Consider the following 14,056-nt stretch of genomic DNA (forward strand, 5'->3'; position numbering starts at 1 on the left):
AGGACGTGCAGTGGGGCGGAGGACATGGTGGATCTTCTTCCTGTGCGCGGAGGTAGGAGTGCGGGGTTCGGGGTTCGGGTTCGGGGTTCGGGGACTCAGCCGAGGGTGAGGTGGTTGCTGCCGGCGTCGAGGGTGACCGCGTAGCAGCCGGGGGTGCCCGCCGCGGGCTCGGTGCTCTGCCAGTCGATGGTGGCGACGGTGCCGACCCAGCGACCGTCCAGCGAGAGGCTGGTGAAGCCCTGCTCGCCGGTGAGGGTGGCGCGGGTGGTGACCGGGCGCAGGATGGTGGTCTTGCGCACGCCGCTGGCGAAGTGGATCGGCACGGTGCGGTCGGTGTGCGGCAGGGTGATCCGGGCGTCGGTCAGACCGCCGCCGACGCTCAGCGAGTTGAGGTGCAGGCCGGTCAGGTCGGCCTCGAGGTGGGTGGCGGCACCCTGGATCTCGATGTCCCAGGCGGCGGTCGGGTTGAGCGTGACGTGGGCGCTGCGGCGGGCGACGTCGAAGGGGTGCATGGGGCCCCGGCGGGTGATGGTCACGGTGCCGTTGCCGTCGTCCTCGATCTCCGCGGCCGGGCCGCCGAAGGTGGCGGCGTAGAGCGGGGCACCGGCGTCGGCGGCCACGTCCAGGATGAGGTGGTGGACGGCGGGGGCGAAGACCAGGCGGGCGACGGCGGGAACGGTGGCGGTCTTGGTGAGGTCGGTCATGGCGGGCTCCTTCGGGCGCGGGGCGGGCGCTCGAATGAGCGCTAGATGTTCGATTAAGTAGACGATCTAGTCCCTAGATGTTCTAGCGACTTGCTCTGAGACGACCATACGGACGAGGTCGCTAGAATGTCAAGCGAATCCGAGGAGGGAACCAGCGTGTCAGTTCAAGGGCGCCCACAGGCAGCGCAGCAGGAACCGGAGCAAGGGGGCGAGGAGGTGGCCGGACAGGAGGCCGGAGGGAGCGTCGGGCCCGGGGCCGACGCCCGCGAGCAGGTGATCGAGGAGTTCGGGCACGTCATGCAGGAGTTCCAGCGCTCCAGCGACACGCTCGACCAGCGGGTGGCCGACCGTCTCGGCCTCAACCGCACCGACCTGCGCTGCCTGGAGCTGCTCTTCGGCCCCAAGCCGATGAGCCCCGGCGAGCTCGCGGCCGCCGCCGGCATGACCACCGGCGGCGTGACCACCGCCATCGACCGCCTGGAGCGCTCCGGCTACGCCACCCGGATCCGCGACGCCGTCGACCGCCGCCGGGTCACCGTCGAGCCCTCCGAGAAGGGCTACGCCATGGTGGCCGAGATCTTCGCGCCGATCGCCCAGGAGGGCGCCGAGTACCTGCGCACCCTGGACACCGGGACGCTGACCCGGATGACCGAGTTCCTGCGCTTCGCCACCCGCCAGCAGCACGACCACGCCGAGCAGCTCGCCCAGGGCCGCTGACGGCCACCGGGGGCGCCGCGGTGCAGTGACGTTTCGGCGCGCGTCGGAGCGTGCCCGTATCGCATGTGACAGAACAATGTGACACGACATCAGGCCCCGCAGCGAGGGCCCGGTGGCCGCGCGCCGTCGGATTTACGTCAGCTAACGTACGGGCGGAAGGCTGTTTATATGAGTTGCCATCCGAGGGGCTTGTCGGGGTTGCGGGGCACCGGGCAGGTTCGGTCCGGCCACACCCGGCCGCACCCCCTCGGTCAGACCTCGGAGGCACCATGGACACCCCCGCCACCAGCCGGTTCACCCGGCGGATCGCCACGCTCACCGCGCCGGCGCTCGCCCTGCTCACCCTCGGCCTGGCCGCACCCGCCCACGCGGCCGGCGCGCCGACGATCAGCGGCTCCTGCGACAGCACGTCCGCCGCGGGGCAGTTCTCCTGCAGCGCGGCCGTGTCGGGCGGGACGGCGCCCTACACCTTCAGCTGGACCAACGTGCAGAACACCAACTCGTACCGGGTGGGCGGCGGCGCCACCACCGGCTGGCTCGCCGGCGGCTGCTGGCGCGGCACCGCGGGCGGGGTGCGGCTGACGGTCACCGACAGCACCGGGGCGGTCGCGAGCCAGACCTACCAGTTCTACTGCTACCTCAGCACCCCGTAGTCCGGCGGGGATCGATCGAGGCCCCTCCCCCTCCCCTGCCCCCGGCGGCGCCCGCCCCCCCCCCCCCCCCCCGCCCCCCGGCCCCCCCCCCCCCCCCCCCGCGCCGGCCGCCGGCGCGCGTCCCCGCCCCGTCAGGCGCCTCGACCCGTCAGCCGCGCCGGCCGAAGGCCGCGAGGAGCTTGCGCAGCAGGGCGTCGAGCTGGGTGCGCTCGTCGGGCGTGAGGGGGTCGACCAGCCGCTCCTCGTTCTCGATGTGGCCGGCGATGATGCCCTCGATCAGGGCCAGCCCGGCCGGGGTGAGGCGGATCAGGACGGCGCGCCGGTCGGTGGGGCACGGGTTGCGCTCCACCAGGCCCTTGGCGGAGAGCCGGTCGACCCGGTTGGTGATCGCCCCCGAGGTGACCATCGCCGACTCCAGCAGCGCGCGGGCGTTCAGCTCGTACGGCGCGCCGGACCGGCGCAGCGTCGCGAGGACGTCGAACTCCGAGAAGTCCAGCCCGTGCTGGGCGAAGTAGCCGCGCAGCCCGGCGTCCACGTGGGCGTGCACCCGGTTGAAGCGGCCGATCAGCGCCATCGCGTCGGTCGACAGCTCGGGGCGGGCCCGGTTCCACTGCTCGACGATGACGTCGACGGCGTCGCGCTCCGGTGCGGTCTCGGGCTTCTCGGGCTTCTCGGGCTTCTCAGGCTTCTCGGGCTGCATGGTCTTCGGCCTTCCTGATCGGTCGACGGTCGACGGGCGTCACGCTCGCCCGGCCATTATCTCACCGTTCAGATACTTGACGTTCGCACGCTTCGGGCGTAGAACTTACATCAACGTTCAGATACTTAACGCTGAGGTGATTGCGATGGGCGGGGCACTCGCGAGCAAGGGACCGGCCGGGCGGGCGGGGGTGGCCCTGGCGGCCGCGCTGGCACCGGCCGCCTGGGGAACGACGTACCTGGTGACCACCCAACTGCTGCCGGAGGGCCGGCCGATGCTGCTCGCCGCGGCCCGGGCGCTGCCGGCCGGCCTGCTGCTGCTGGCGATCGGCCGCAAGCTGCCCAGCGGCCGGTGGTGGGGACGCGCGGCGGTCCTCGGCATGCTCAACATCGGCCTGTTCTTCCCGCTGGTCTTCGTCGGCGCCTACCGGCTGCCCGGCGGCGTCGCCTCGACGATCGGCGCGATCCAGCCGCTGCTCGTCACCGGCTTCTCGGTCGCTGCGCTCGGGGTGCGGCCGGGCCGGCGGGCGGTGCTGGCCGGCCTGGTGGGCGTCCTCGGGGTGGGCCTGCTGGTCCTCAAGTCCGGCGCGCGGCTGGACGGCGTCGGCATCGCCGCGATGGTCACCGCGATCGTGCTGATGGCGCTGGGCACCGTGCTCACCCGCAAGTGGGGCAAGCCCGAGGGGGTCACGCTGCTGGACCTCACCTCCTGGCAGCTGGTGGCGGGCGGCCTCTTCCTCGCCCCGCTCGCGGCGCTCACCGAGGGCGCGCCGCCGGCCCTGAGCACCACCAACCTGCTCGGCTTCGCCTACCTGGGCCTGTTCAGCACCGCGCTGGCGTACGTGCTCTGGTTCCGCGGCATCGAGCGACTGGGCGCCGGGCCGGCCTCGTTCCTGGGCCTGGTGAACCCACTGGTCGCCACCCTCGGTGGGATCGTGGTGCTGGACCAGACGCTGACCGGCTGGCAGGTCGCCGGCCTGCTGCTCGCCCTCGGCGCGATGCTCGCGGGGCAGGCCCCGGCGCGCCGGGGCCGCGGTGCGGTGGCGGGCGCGCCGGGCGCTCTCCCCGAGCGCGCGCGGCCCGTCGAGGTGGCGACCGCCGCCCGGCGCTGACCCCGCGGCCGCAGACGCCGCTGGGGCGGACCCGGTCAACGGGTCCGCCCCAGCGGCGTGTGCACTCGGTCGGTCGGTCAGTCCGTGGAGGCCGGCGGAACGCCCGGACCCTCCACGTGGATCGACCGGGTCGGGCAGCCGCGCCGGGCCCGCAGCAGCTCGCGGGTCAGCTCGGCCGGCGGGCGGGAGTCCAGCACCACCACCCGGCCCTCCTCGTCCTGGTCGAAGACCTGCGGCAGGCGGAAGACGCACAGGCTGCTGGTCACGCAGGTGTCGTTGTCGGCGGTCACCCGCAGCTCGCTCGGCCCGCCGGCCGCCTCGGCGCCCGTGCCGGACCCGGCGACGGAGGTCGCCACCTCAGCCTCAGCCACCGCAGGTCACCAGCTCACCGGGATCTCGGCGTAGCCGGACAGGAAACCGCCCACCGGCCGCACCAGCTTCTCGCCGGGCACCGACAGCCGCAGCCCCGGGAAGCGGCGCAGCAGGCCGTCGGTGGCCTCCTGCAGCTCCATCCGGGCCAGCGCCGCGCCGGCGCAGAAGTGGATGCCGGCGCCGAAGGTCATGTGGTGGTTGTCCTGGCGCCGGATGTCCAGCTCCGCGGGGTTGTGGAAGATCTCGTCGTCCATGTTGGACTCCACCGAGAGCAGCACGGTCGAGCCCTTGGGGATGATCGTGCCGTCCAGCAGGTCGATGTCCTCGATCGCGTAGCGCAGCGAGCCGAGCGAGGCACCCATGATCTGGAAGCGCAGCAGCTCCTCGACCGCGGACGGGACCAGGTCCAGGTCGGCCTTCAGCTCGTCGGCGATCGCCGGACGGTGCAGCAGCACCGCCATGCCGGTGCCGATCTGCGAGGCGGTGGTGACGTACCCGGCGATCAGCAGGGTCTTCACCCAGTGCTGGAGCTGGTAGTCGGTCAGCTTCTCCGGGTCCTCGTCACTGATCCTGATCAGCTCGCTGATCAGGTCGTCACCCGGGTTCGCCTTCTTGCCGGCGATCAACTCGCTGAGGTAGTCCCAGTACTGGACCCGGCACTGCTCCACCTCCTCCTCGGTCAGCCGGCTCACCGAGAGGTAACCGTCGATCAGGCGGCGGAACTTGGCGCGGTCCTCGGTGGGCACGCCCAGCATGTGGCAGATCACCAGGATCGGCAGCGGGAAGGCGAACGCCTCCATCAACTCGGCCTGGCTGCCGGCCTGCTCCATCTCGTCCAGCAGGTCCGCGGTGATCTGGCGGACCACCGGGCGCAGCGCCTCCAGCCGGCGGGCACTGAAGGCGCGCATCACGACGCTGCGCTCGATCAGGTAGCGCGGCGGGTCGTTGTCGATCTCCGGGTCGCCGAACAGGTCGTTGTTGGCGGAGATCCGCGACGCGGGGTAGCGCGCGGTGTTGCGGCTCAGCCGCTCGTCGGCGAAGAGCCGGCGGACGTCCTTGTAACGGGTGACCATCAGTGCGGGGTCACCGCTGGGCAGGCTGATCTCCAGCAGGGGGCCGTCGTCCCGCATGGTCTTCCAGTCCTCCGGAATGTCCGGCGCGGGGGCCCACGGGAAGGGGTAGCTGACCGGGCTCTTCGGGCTCACCTGGCACCTCTCTCGTCTTGGCAGGACTGCACGCCCCACTCTCGACAGCGCCACTGGGGACCGGCTCGACACCGGGTCGAGCGCCGGGTCCGGGGAGCCGTCCGGCGAGCCGGCCACGGGTGCTCGCCGTCGGCATCGGCGCCGAACCGCGCGGACCGCCCGGAGCACGCCCACCGGCCACCCGCGTCAAGCCCCGGTCCACTGATCCTCCATCCGGCGCTGGGAGATTCGCGGCCGGAATGGGCCGATGTGGGAGAGGGAGACCGGGTCATGACAGCAAGCGTTCCGGATGTCGGCACGGCGGCGGGCATTCTTCGGCTCGGGAACCGGTTCTGCGACGCCAAGGCGCTGCTCACCGCGGTGGAGCTCGACCTGTTCAGCGTGCTGGACCAGGGGGCGGCCACCGAGGAGGAGTTGCGCGGGCGCCTGGCGCTGCACGGGCGGGGGCTGGGCGACTTCCTGGGGCTGCTGGTCGCGCTCGGGCTGCTGGAGCGGGCCGGTGAGGGCCGGTACCGCAACGCCGAGGGCGCCTCGAAGTACCTGGTGCCCGGCAAGCCGGGGGCGGTGGCCGGCTTCCTGCGCGGCGCCGACCTCAACATCTACCCGGTGTACGCCAAGCTCGGCGAGGCGCTGCGCACCGGCAAGCAGCAGGCCGGTGGGGACTTCACCGGGATGCTGGACGACGCGGTGGCGATGGGCCACTTCGTGCGGATGATGGACGGCCTCACCCAGGGCCTGGGCGAGCCGCTGACCGCCGCGCTGGCGGGCATCGAGTACGGCTCACTGCTGGACGTGGGCGGCTGCCGCGGCCACCTGCTGGGCCAACTCCTCGCTGCCAAGCCGGGCTTGGAGGGCCACCTGTTCGACCTGCCGCAGCTCGAGCCGTTCTTCCACGAGCACCTGGCGGAGATCGGCCGCACCGGACAGGCCGTCTTCCACCCGGGCGACTTCTTCCAGGACGAGCTGCCGGCCGCCGACGTACTGGTCTTCGGACACATCCTGCACGACTGGGACGCCTCCCAGCGCCGGGAGTTGCTCGCCAAGGCCTTCCGGGCGGTCAACCCCGGCGGCGCCCTGCTGATCTACGACCGGATGCTGGACGAGCAGCGCGCCGACATCGAGAACCTGGTCGCCAGCCTGAACATGCTGCTGGTCACCGACGGCGGCGCCGAGTACACCGTCGCCGAGGTCACCGAGGAGGCGCGGGCGGCCGGGTTCACCACGATCACCCAGCAGCCGCTCGCCGACCACGACACCCTCGTGCTGTGCCGCAAGGACTGACCGGACCGCCTCCGTGCCCCGGGACCACTAACACAGAAGGAGCGTCATGAGCAGTTCCAGCACCGATCAGCCCACGCCGGCGGCCTACCTCCCGCTGCTGTTCGGCTTCGCCCTCAACCAGATCGCCGGGACCGTCTCGCGGCTCGGCATCCCCGACGCGCTCGGCGACTCGGCCCTGACCGCCGAGGAGTTGGCCGAGCTCTCGGGCGCCCACCCGGGCTTCCTGCTGCGCCTGCTGCGGGCCTCGGCCACCGCTGGCCTGCTGACCGTGGACGCGCAGGGCCGCTTCGCGCTGACCACGCTGGGCGGGATGTACCGCACCGACTCGCCGGTGCACGCCGCGCCGCTGGACGCGATGCACGCCTCCGCCCCGATCTGGCAGGCCTGGGGGGCGCTGGAGGAGTCGGTGCGCACCGGCAAGCCCGCCTTCGACCTGGTGCACGGCGAGGGCCTGTTCGACTTCCTGAAGGGCGCCCCCGAGCTGGCGCCGATCTTCCACAACGCGATGGCGGCCGGCAGTGGCGTCCAACTGCCCGCCATCACCAGCGGGTTCGACTTCACCGGCTTCAAGCACGTGATCGACGTGGGCGGCGGCAACGGCACCCACCTGGCCGCGGTGCTGGCCGCCAACCCGGGCCTGCGCGGGACCGTCTTCGACACCACCAACGGCGTGCAGGACGCGCCGGGCGTGCTGGCCGCGGCCGGGGTGGCGGACCGCTGCGAGATCGCCTCCGGCTCCTTCTTCGAGTCGGTGCCGGCCGGCGCCGACGGCTACCTGCTGAAGAACATCCTGCACGACTGGGACGACGCCTCCAGCAAGATCATCCTCGACAACATCAAGGCCGGCCTCGCCAAGGGCGGCCGGATCGTGGTCTTCTCCTCCGTGCTCGCCGAGGGCCGGCAGAACGAGGACCCGATGGAGGCGCTGGGCGCGGCGCTCTTCGACATCGAGATGATGGTGGTGACCACCGGGCGCGAGCGCACCCTGACCGAGTTCGAGCAGCTCTTCGCGGCCTCCGGTCTCAAGCTGGCCAAGGTCACCCCGCTGCCCTGCCCGTTCCTGTACCACGCGCTGGAGGCGGTGGTGGCCTAGGCCTGACGGCCGCCCCCGCGCCGCTCCCGGTACCGCTCGCCGGTACCGGACCAGCGAGAAGCCCCCGCCGATCCGGCGGGGGCTTCTTCGTGCGGTGGACGGACGGTGTGGGGAGTGAGCGGTCAGCCCAGGCCCATCCGGGCGGCGATGGCCGGGCTGGCCCAGCTGTCCGCGTCGTTCAGCAGTTGGCGGTTCAGCTCGGGGTGGGCGTCGAAGGCCTCCAACGCCTCGCGGGTGCTCAGCGCGCGCGACACCAGGGACTTCGAGGCGCGGTCGCGGGCCCGCCAGTCCTCCAGCGGCTCGTCGAGCTCGAGCAGCTTGGTGGGCACCTGCTGGCCCAGCAGCAGGCAGTCGATGCCGTACAGGCCGAAGAAGGACGGCGCGACCCGGTTGGCCAGGTCCTGCACGATGGCGTTGCGGCGCGAGAGCGGGGCACCGGCCGCGTAGACGTCCAGCAGCGGCTGGAAGCCGGAGACGTCGGTGGTCTCCCGGCACTCCTTCCAGAACGGCGTGTCCAGGCGGGTGTTGAACTTGTAGTGGATCGACAGCAGCCACCGGATCGCGTCCCAGTGCTGGGCCAGGCCCACGTTGACGGCGTCGCGCGGCACCGGGTCGGACCAGGAGGCCGGCAGGGTGGAGACCAGGGTGAGCGCCTCGGTGGCGATCATCAGCAGGCCGGTGGACTCCAGCGGCTCCACGAAGCCGTAGGAGTTGCCGATGCCCACCACGTTGCCGCGCCAGGCCTTCTCGTAGCGGCCGCTGCGGAACTTGACCAGCCGCGGGTCCTTGATGCCGGGGTAGCGGGTGGTCAGCTCGTGCACGGCCTCGTCGTCGGAGATCGCCGAGGAGGAGTAGACGTAGCCGCGGTGGTCGTCCTCGCGGGTGGGGATGCGCCAGCACCAGCCGGCGTTCATCGTGGTGGCCTGGGTGTAGGGCACGATGTGGCCGTTGTGCGGCAGGTTGCCGGTGACCGCGCGGTCGGTGAACAGGCTGCTGCCGAAGCTCTGGTAGGGCGTCTTCAGCGCGTCGCCGAGCAGCCGGGAGCGGAAGCCGGTGCAGTCGACGTAGAGGTCGAAGCTCAGGTCCTGGCCGTCGCTGGTGCGGACGTGGTCCACCCACTCCGCGTCGCTGAGCACCACGTCGTCCAGGGTGGCCTCGACGTGGTTGATGCCGCGGCGCTGGGCCAGCTCGGTCAGGTAGGCCACCAGCCGGCCGTTGTCCAGGTGGTAGGCGAACGGCACGTACTTCATCAGCGAGAGCGGGTCGCCGCCCTCGGTGCGGTAGACCGGCGCGCGGTCCTCCATCATCATGGCCGAGCCGAGGGTGGAGCCGTTGATGTTGCCGTGGTCCTTGATCGCGCCGACCAGGCCCACCGAGTCCGCGGACCAGTCGAAGGGGCCCATGAACGGCTCGGTGCCCGGGCCCCAGTCGAACCGGATGCCCATCTTCCAGGTCGGCTTGACCCGCTCGTAGAGCTCGGCCGCGTCGATGCCCAGGTAGTGGTGCAGGAAGACGGTGAAGTACGAGACGGTGGCCTCGCCGACGCCGATGATCGGGATGTTCTTCGACTCGACCAGCGTGACGTCCAGCCACGGCCGCTTGGCCTTGAGCGCGAGCGCCGTCAGGTAGCCGGCCGTGCCGCCGCCGATCACGCCGATCCGGCGGATCGCGCGCGGGTCGCCGTCCACCGGACGGGCGTGGTCACTGCCGGTGGGGGCCAGCGCACCCAGCAGCTTCAGCGGGTCGGTCGCGCCGCCCAGGCCCGGCAGCCAACCGCGCACCCCCGCCGCGTCCTTGGCGGGGAACGTCTCCAGCAGGCGGTCCAGCACGTTGCGTTCGTCCGGTCCCAGGCCGTTGGCCAGGTTCTTGTGGTCCATCGGGCTCTCCCCAATCTCGTCCGGCTGCGGGCGCGCCGCCCGCCTGTGTGCGAGGGCGGCCGCGCCGACAGCAGTGTGAGCAGGACGACTTGAGCCCTCCTGGAAGCCGGCCCCAGAGGGCCGGTGGCCCGGCCCTACCAGTCGAAGACCTGCTCACCGCGCCGGAAGGTGCCGGTGGGGCCGCCGTCCGGCAGGGTGGCGGCGTCCGCCACGTCACGGGCGGCCTCCTCGGCGGTGCGCTGCGCGCCGGGCATCATCCGGGTGCGGGTCGGGCCGGGGTTGACCGCGTTCACCAGCACGCCGTAGTCCTTGGTCTGGCCGGCCAGCAGCTGGGTCAGGCCGTTCACCGCGGTCTTGGAGACCGAGTAGCCGGGGCTGCCGGCGAACAGCCCGTGGCTGAAGGAGCCGGTGCCGCTGGAGACCAGCACCACCCGGCCCCAGCGCCGGCGGACCATGTCCGGCACGAACGCCTGGGCGACCCGCCAGGAGCCGAGCAGGTTGACCGAGAAGGTCTGCCGCACCAGGTCCAGGCTGACCGAGAGCGGGTCGCTGCCGCTGTCCAGCAGCACGCCGGCGTTGCTGACCAGGATGTCGACCGGGCCGATCGCCTTGCGGGCCGCGTCCACGCTCTGCTGGTCCGTCACGTCGAGTGCGGCCCAGCGCACCTCGGGGCCCAACTCGCGGGCGGTGGCGGCCGCCTCGGCCTCGTCGCGCGCGGTCACCACGATCCGCAGGCCGCGGGCGAGCAGCTCGGCGGCCACCGCCCGGCCCAGTCCGCGGTTCGCCCCGGTGATCAACGCTGTTCGCTGCTCGGTGGTCACTGCACCCTCCCGGTAAGGCCGTTGGGCCCCAAGGACCCTTCGTGGTACCGCCGATGGTGGGCGATCCGGCTCGAGGCCCGGTCGGGTGACTCGAGCCCAACGCGAGCCGTCGCGATCAGGGTGACCCTGCGGACGGGTCCGCCCCGCGGCCCTGCCGCACCCTCGACGCAGCACCCCATCCCACCCTGGAGGCCGTGATGACGGCGCAGTTGCCCGCAGCACCGAGGAACGCCGAGGAACTGGCCCGGGCCATCGCCCGGGACGGGGTCGAGTTCCTGCTCGTCATGTTCGTCAACCTGCACGGCCGGCCGTGCGCCAAGCTCGCCCCGGTCCGCACCCTGGACCAGCTGCTCAGCGAGGGCCTGGGCTTCGCCGGCAACTGCGCCGGGGGCCTGGGCCAGTCCTCCGGCGACCCGGACCTGGTGGCGATCCCCGACGTCACCTCGTACGTCAAGGTCCCGCTGCAGCCGGGCCTGGGCATCGTCCAGTGCGACCTGTACGTCGAGGGCGAGCCGTGGCCGTACGCGCCGCGCTGGATCCTGCGCAACCAGCTCGCCAAGCTGGCCGAGCAGGGCCGGCAGCTGAAGGTCGGCGCGGAGCCCGAGTACTTCCTGGTCAAGCGCGCCGCGGACGGCTCCGTGACGGTCGCCGACGAGCTGGACACCGCCCCCTCCCCCGGCTACGACGCCGGCGCGGCGACCCGCAACTTCGACCACCTGGCCACCGTCAGCCGCACCCTGGAGGAGCTCGGCTGGGAGAACTACTCCAACGACCACGAGGACGCCAACGGGCAGTTCGAGCACAACTTCGGCTACGCGGACGCGCTGCGCACCGCCGACCGGGTGATCATCTTCCGGCACCTGGCGAAGATGGCCGCCCAGCAGCGCGGGCTGATCGCCACCTTCATGCCCAAGCCGTTCGCCCACCTGACCGGCAGCGGGCTGCACCTGCACGTCTCGCTCTGGGAGGGGCAGACCTCGCTCTTCGACGACCCCTCCGACGCGCGCGGGCTGAACACCTCCGCGCTCGGCTACAGCTTCATCGGCGGTCTGCTGGAGCACGCCCCGGGCCTGCTCGCGCTGACCTGCCCCACCGTCAACTCCTACAAGCGGCTGAACGCCGGGGCCAACACGCTCTCGCAGTCCAGCTGGGCGCCGGGCTACGCCACCTACGGCGGCAACAACCGCACCCACCTGGTGCGGATCCCCGACACCGGCCGGATCGAGGTGCGCGCGGTGGACTCGGCCGCCAACCCGTACCTGGCCATCGCCGGGATCGCGGCGGCCGGCGCGGACGGCATCGCCCGCGGCGTGGACCCCGGCGACCCGCTGACCGGCGACCTGGAGGCGGCCGGCGCCGCGGCCGGGCTGCGCCCGCTGCCGACCACCCTGCTGCACGCGGTGGAGGAGCTGCTGGGCGACGGCGCGCTGCGCGAGGGGCTCGGCAAGGTGGCCGGCGGCGAGTACGCCGACTACTACGCGAGCGTCAAGCGCGAGGAGTTCGGCGAGTTCCACCGCGAGGTGACCGGCTGGGAGATCGACCGCTACCTGATCTGAGCGGCCGCCCGGCGCCGACTGCCGTGCGCGGGTCGCGGGCGCCTCAGGAACGCTCCTCGATCCACGACGTTCCGGTGGAGCCGTCGGCCCGGCGCCACTCCTCGCGCAGCCGGATCCGCCCGCCGGCCAGCACCTCGGGGGTGGAGACGCACTCCCCCGCGACCACCTGGCCGTCCGCCATCACCTGGCTGTAGGCCAGCGTGAGCACGCCGTCGGCTGAGCAGCGCCCGGTCAGCCGGCCGGTGCGCACCGGGCCGCCGGTGAACTCCGCCCAGACCAGGTCGCCGTCCTGGTGGTAGTAGCCGATGGGGCCCGGCGGGCGGCCGGGCAGCGCGCCGAAGACCCGGCCGTTGTAGCTGATCCTGCCCATCCACTGCGGTGCGGTCATCCCTTGGCCTCCGGCTGCTCGGCGCCCCGGGGGGCGACGTTGTAGTTGGAGCGGAAGAAGTTCTCCGGGTCGAGTCGCTGCTTGAGCGCCACCAGCCGCCCGTACGCCTCGGCGCCGAAGGTGCGCACCGCCCGCTCGGGGCCGGCCGTGGCACTGTCGCCGGCGTAGTTGATGTAGCCGTCGCCGAACCGCCCGTACGGCTCGGCGGCGGCCGCCACCGACTTGGCCCAGGCGGTCTGCTCGGCGTCGGCGCTCGGCAGCGCCGGGTCCCAGATCGCCATGCCGGTCACGTTGAAGCCGGCCGAGCGGAACGGCACCGCGCTGCGCGTGGGGTCGGCGGTGCGCACCGCGCCGTTGATCGGCTCCAGCAGGATGGTGTCGTTGTACGGGTCGGTGATCCGCGCCGCGCGGAACCGCTCGGCGATCGCCTCCACCAGCTCGTCCGGCAGCGCGTCCACGCAGCGCGCGCTCCAGTAGTGCCGCAGGCCGAAGGGCAGCCGGCCCAGGCACAGTTGCATGGAGAAGTAGCCGCGATCCTCGATGTTCCACTCGATCGGCTCGAGCCGGCGCAGCGCCTTGTCGAGCGTCTCGCGGTAGGCGGGGTCGTCGCCGCTGTAACAGACGCTCATCACCGCGGCCGGGCCCTGCAGCGGGCCCAGGCGCTCCAGCAGCAGGGTGCAGGTCAGCCCGTCGGGAGCCTCCTGCATCAGGTCGCGGAAGAGCCGCACGGCGGCGGCCGGGTCCTCGCCCGAGTAGGCCACGTAGCCGCCGTAGACGCGCTCGACGGGGTGCAGCCGGAACTCGAAGTCGGTGACCACGCCGAAGTTGTGGCCGGCCCCGCGCAGCGCCCAGTCCAGCTCGGGGTCGCTCGCGTGGTCGACGGTGCGCAGCTCGCCCTCGGCGGTGACCAGCCGGTAGGACTCGACGTTGTCGCAGGCCAGCCCGTAACGGCCCATCAGGTGGCCGATGCCGCCGCCCAGGGTCAGGCCGCCGACGCCGGTGTCGTCGAAGGTGCCGCCGGTGGAGGCCAGGCCCCAGGTGGTGGTGGCCAGGTCGAAGTCGGCCCAGGTGGCACCGCCGCCGGCCAGCGCGCGGCGGGTGGCCGGGTCGACCCGCACCCGGTTGAGCAGCCGCAGGTCGATCACCACGCCGTCCTCGACCGAGCCGGAGCCGGCGATGTTGTGGCCGCCGCCGCGGATCGCGGTGGGCAGGCCGCTGTCGCGCGCCGCCCGGATCGCGGCGCCGACCTCGGTGGCGTCGCCGGGGAAGCAGATCGCCCGCGGGCGGCGGTCGTGCATGCCGTTGAAGAGCTGCCGGACCCGGTCGTACCCGGGGTGCTCGGCGGTGATCACGCGCCCGGAGCAGGCGGCCTCCAGGGCACGGCGGACGGCGGCGGTCATGAGCGCTCCCCCTCAGGGATCGGTAGCGGTGGGACGTCCTCGGTGCTCGCCCGGGCGCCGAGGCGGGCGAGCAGTTCGGCGGCGGCCGCCGAGCTCGCGGCCAGCGCGGTCTTGGGCGCGGCGCCGCTGCCCCCCGGGGTGGGGGACAGGCGGGCGGTGGGCAACCGCACCGGGCAGA

Annotated in this window: 15 protein-coding genes; 6 read left to right on the top strand and 9 right to left on the bottom strand. The window is 72.8% G+C overall.

The genetic code is table 11. The annotated features are described in order from the left end of the window. Nucleotides 1-95: 95 nt before the first annotated feature. Nucleotides 96-704: a hypothetical protein gene (locus ABD323_RS26555; RefSeq protein WP_344444489.1), complete on the bottom strand. Its 609-nt coding sequence runs from the start codon at nucleotides 702-704 to the stop codon at nucleotides 96-98. 216 nt (nucleotides 705-920) lie between these two features. On the opposite strand from ABD323_RS26555, the gene ABD323_RS26560 reads away from it, so the two are divergent. Both ABD323_RS26560 and ABD323_RS26565 read left to right on the top strand, forming a co-directional pair. Next, complete coding sequence (locus tag ABD323_RS26560) at nucleotides 921-1,421, top strand: MarR family winged helix-turn-helix transcriptional regulator (protein WP_344444490.1); 501 nt, start codon at nucleotides 921-923, stop codon at nucleotides 1,419-1,421. Nucleotides 1,422-1,690: 269 nt separating this feature from the next. Next, the gene (locus ABD323_RS26565) at nucleotides 1,691-2,074 is read left to right on the top strand and encodes a hypothetical protein (RefSeq protein ID WP_344444491.1); all 384 of its coding nucleotides are present in this window, start codon (nucleotides 1,691-1,693) and stop codon (nucleotides 2,072-2,074) included. 148 nt (nucleotides 2,075-2,222) lie between these two features. Here ABD323_RS26565 and ABD323_RS26570 read toward each other — a convergent pair whose 3' ends face one another. Next, complete coding sequence (locus ABD323_RS26570; protein ID WP_344444492.1) at nucleotides 2,223-2,774, bottom strand: MarR family winged helix-turn-helix transcriptional regulator; 552 nt, start codon at nucleotides 2,772-2,774, stop codon at nucleotides 2,223-2,225. Nucleotides 2,775-2,919: 145 nt separating this feature from the next. Between ABD323_RS26570 and ABD323_RS26575 the strand changes: the two genes are divergently transcribed. After that, nucleotides 2,920-3,885, top strand: a complete 966-nt coding sequence (locus tag ABD323_RS26575; protein ID WP_344444493.1) for an EamA family transporter — start codon at nucleotides 2,920-2,922, stop codon at nucleotides 3,883-3,885. A gap of 77 nt (nucleotides 3,886-3,962) precedes the next feature. Here ABD323_RS26575 and ABD323_RS26580 read toward each other — a convergent pair whose 3' ends face one another. Together ABD323_RS26580 and ABD323_RS26585 are read right to left on the bottom strand one after the other, a co-directional pair. Further along, nucleotides 3,963-4,256, bottom strand: coding sequence for a ferredoxin (locus tag ABD323_RS26580; RefSeq protein WP_344444494.1), 294 nt, complete (start codon nucleotides 4,254-4,256; stop codon nucleotides 3,963-3,965). Between the two features lie 6 nt (nucleotides 4,257-4,262). Next, nucleotides 4,263-5,462 (bottom strand): cytochrome P450, encoded by a 1,200-nt coding sequence (locus ABD323_RS26585; protein ID WP_344444495.1) that lies wholly within the window; start codon nucleotides 5,460-5,462, stop codon nucleotides 4,263-4,265. Nucleotides 5,463-5,732: 270 nt separating this feature from the next. Here ABD323_RS26585 and ABD323_RS26590 point away from each other — a divergent pair, with 270 nt between their 5' ends. Together ABD323_RS26590 and ABD323_RS26595 are read left to right on the top strand one after the other, a co-directional pair. Continuing rightward, the gene (locus tag ABD323_RS26590) at nucleotides 5,733-6,743 is read left to right on the top strand and encodes a methyltransferase (protein ID WP_344444496.1); all 1,011 of its coding nucleotides are present in this window, start codon (nucleotides 5,733-5,735) and stop codon (nucleotides 6,741-6,743) included. 46 nt (nucleotides 6,744-6,789) lie between these two features. Then, complete coding sequence (locus ABD323_RS26595) at nucleotides 6,790-7,836, top strand: methyltransferase (RefSeq protein ID WP_344444497.1); 1,047 nt, start codon at nucleotides 6,790-6,792, stop codon at nucleotides 7,834-7,836. A gap of 122 nt (nucleotides 7,837-7,958) precedes the next feature. Here the strand turns inward: ABD323_RS26595 and ABD323_RS26600 are convergent, their stop codons facing one another. Both ABD323_RS26600 and ABD323_RS26605 read right to left on the bottom strand, forming a co-directional pair. Further along, nucleotides 7,959-9,713: a tryptophan halogenase family protein gene (locus ABD323_RS26600; RefSeq protein WP_344444498.1), complete on the bottom strand. Its 1,755-nt coding sequence runs from the start codon at nucleotides 9,711-9,713 to the stop codon at nucleotides 7,959-7,961. Nucleotides 9,714-9,847: 134 nt separating this feature from the next. Further along, nucleotides 9,848-10,534, bottom strand: a complete 687-nt coding sequence (locus ABD323_RS26605; protein ID WP_344444499.1) for an SDR family NAD(P)-dependent oxidoreductase — start codon at nucleotides 10,532-10,534, stop codon at nucleotides 9,848-9,850. Between the two features lie 197 nt (nucleotides 10,535-10,731). On the opposite strand from ABD323_RS26605, the gene glnT reads away from it, so the two are divergent. Continuing rightward, on the top strand, nucleotides 10,732-12,090 hold the full coding sequence (gene glnT / locus ABD323_RS26610) for a type III glutamate--ammonia ligase (protein WP_344444500.1): 1,359 nt from the start codon (nucleotides 10,732-10,734) through the stop codon (nucleotides 12,088-12,090). A 43-nt stretch (nucleotides 12,091-12,133) separates the two neighbouring features. On the opposite strand, the gene ABD323_RS26615 is transcribed toward glnT, so the two are convergent. From ABD323_RS26615 to ABD323_RS26625, 3 genes are all read right to left on the bottom strand, one after another. Next, nucleotides 12,134-12,478 carry an avidin-fold protein gene (locus tag ABD323_RS26615; RefSeq protein WP_344444501.1) on the bottom strand — a complete coding sequence of 115 codons (345 nt, stop codon included), beginning with the start codon at nucleotides 12,476-12,478 and terminating at the stop codon, nucleotides 12,134-12,136. Beyond that, nucleotides 12,475-13,878 carry an FAD-binding oxidoreductase gene (locus ABD323_RS26620; protein WP_344444503.1) on the bottom strand — a complete coding sequence of 468 codons (1,404 nt, stop codon included), beginning with the start codon at nucleotides 13,876-13,878 and terminating at the stop codon, nucleotides 12,475-12,477. The genes ABD323_RS26615 and ABD323_RS26620 overlap by 4 nt, the downstream gene beginning before the upstream one ends. Continuing rightward, a partial coding sequence (locus ABD323_RS26625; RefSeq protein WP_344444504.1) for a hypothetical protein occupies nucleotides 13,875-14,056 on the bottom strand: 182 nt, incomplete at its 5' end. The genes ABD323_RS26620 and ABD323_RS26625, both read right to left, overlap by 4 nt.

The sequence above is a fragment of the Kitasatospora nipponensis genome, from assembly GCF_039528135.1.
Taxonomy (GTDB): domain Bacteria; phylum Actinomycetota; class Actinomycetes; order Streptomycetales; family Streptomycetaceae; genus Kitasatospora; species Kitasatospora nipponensis.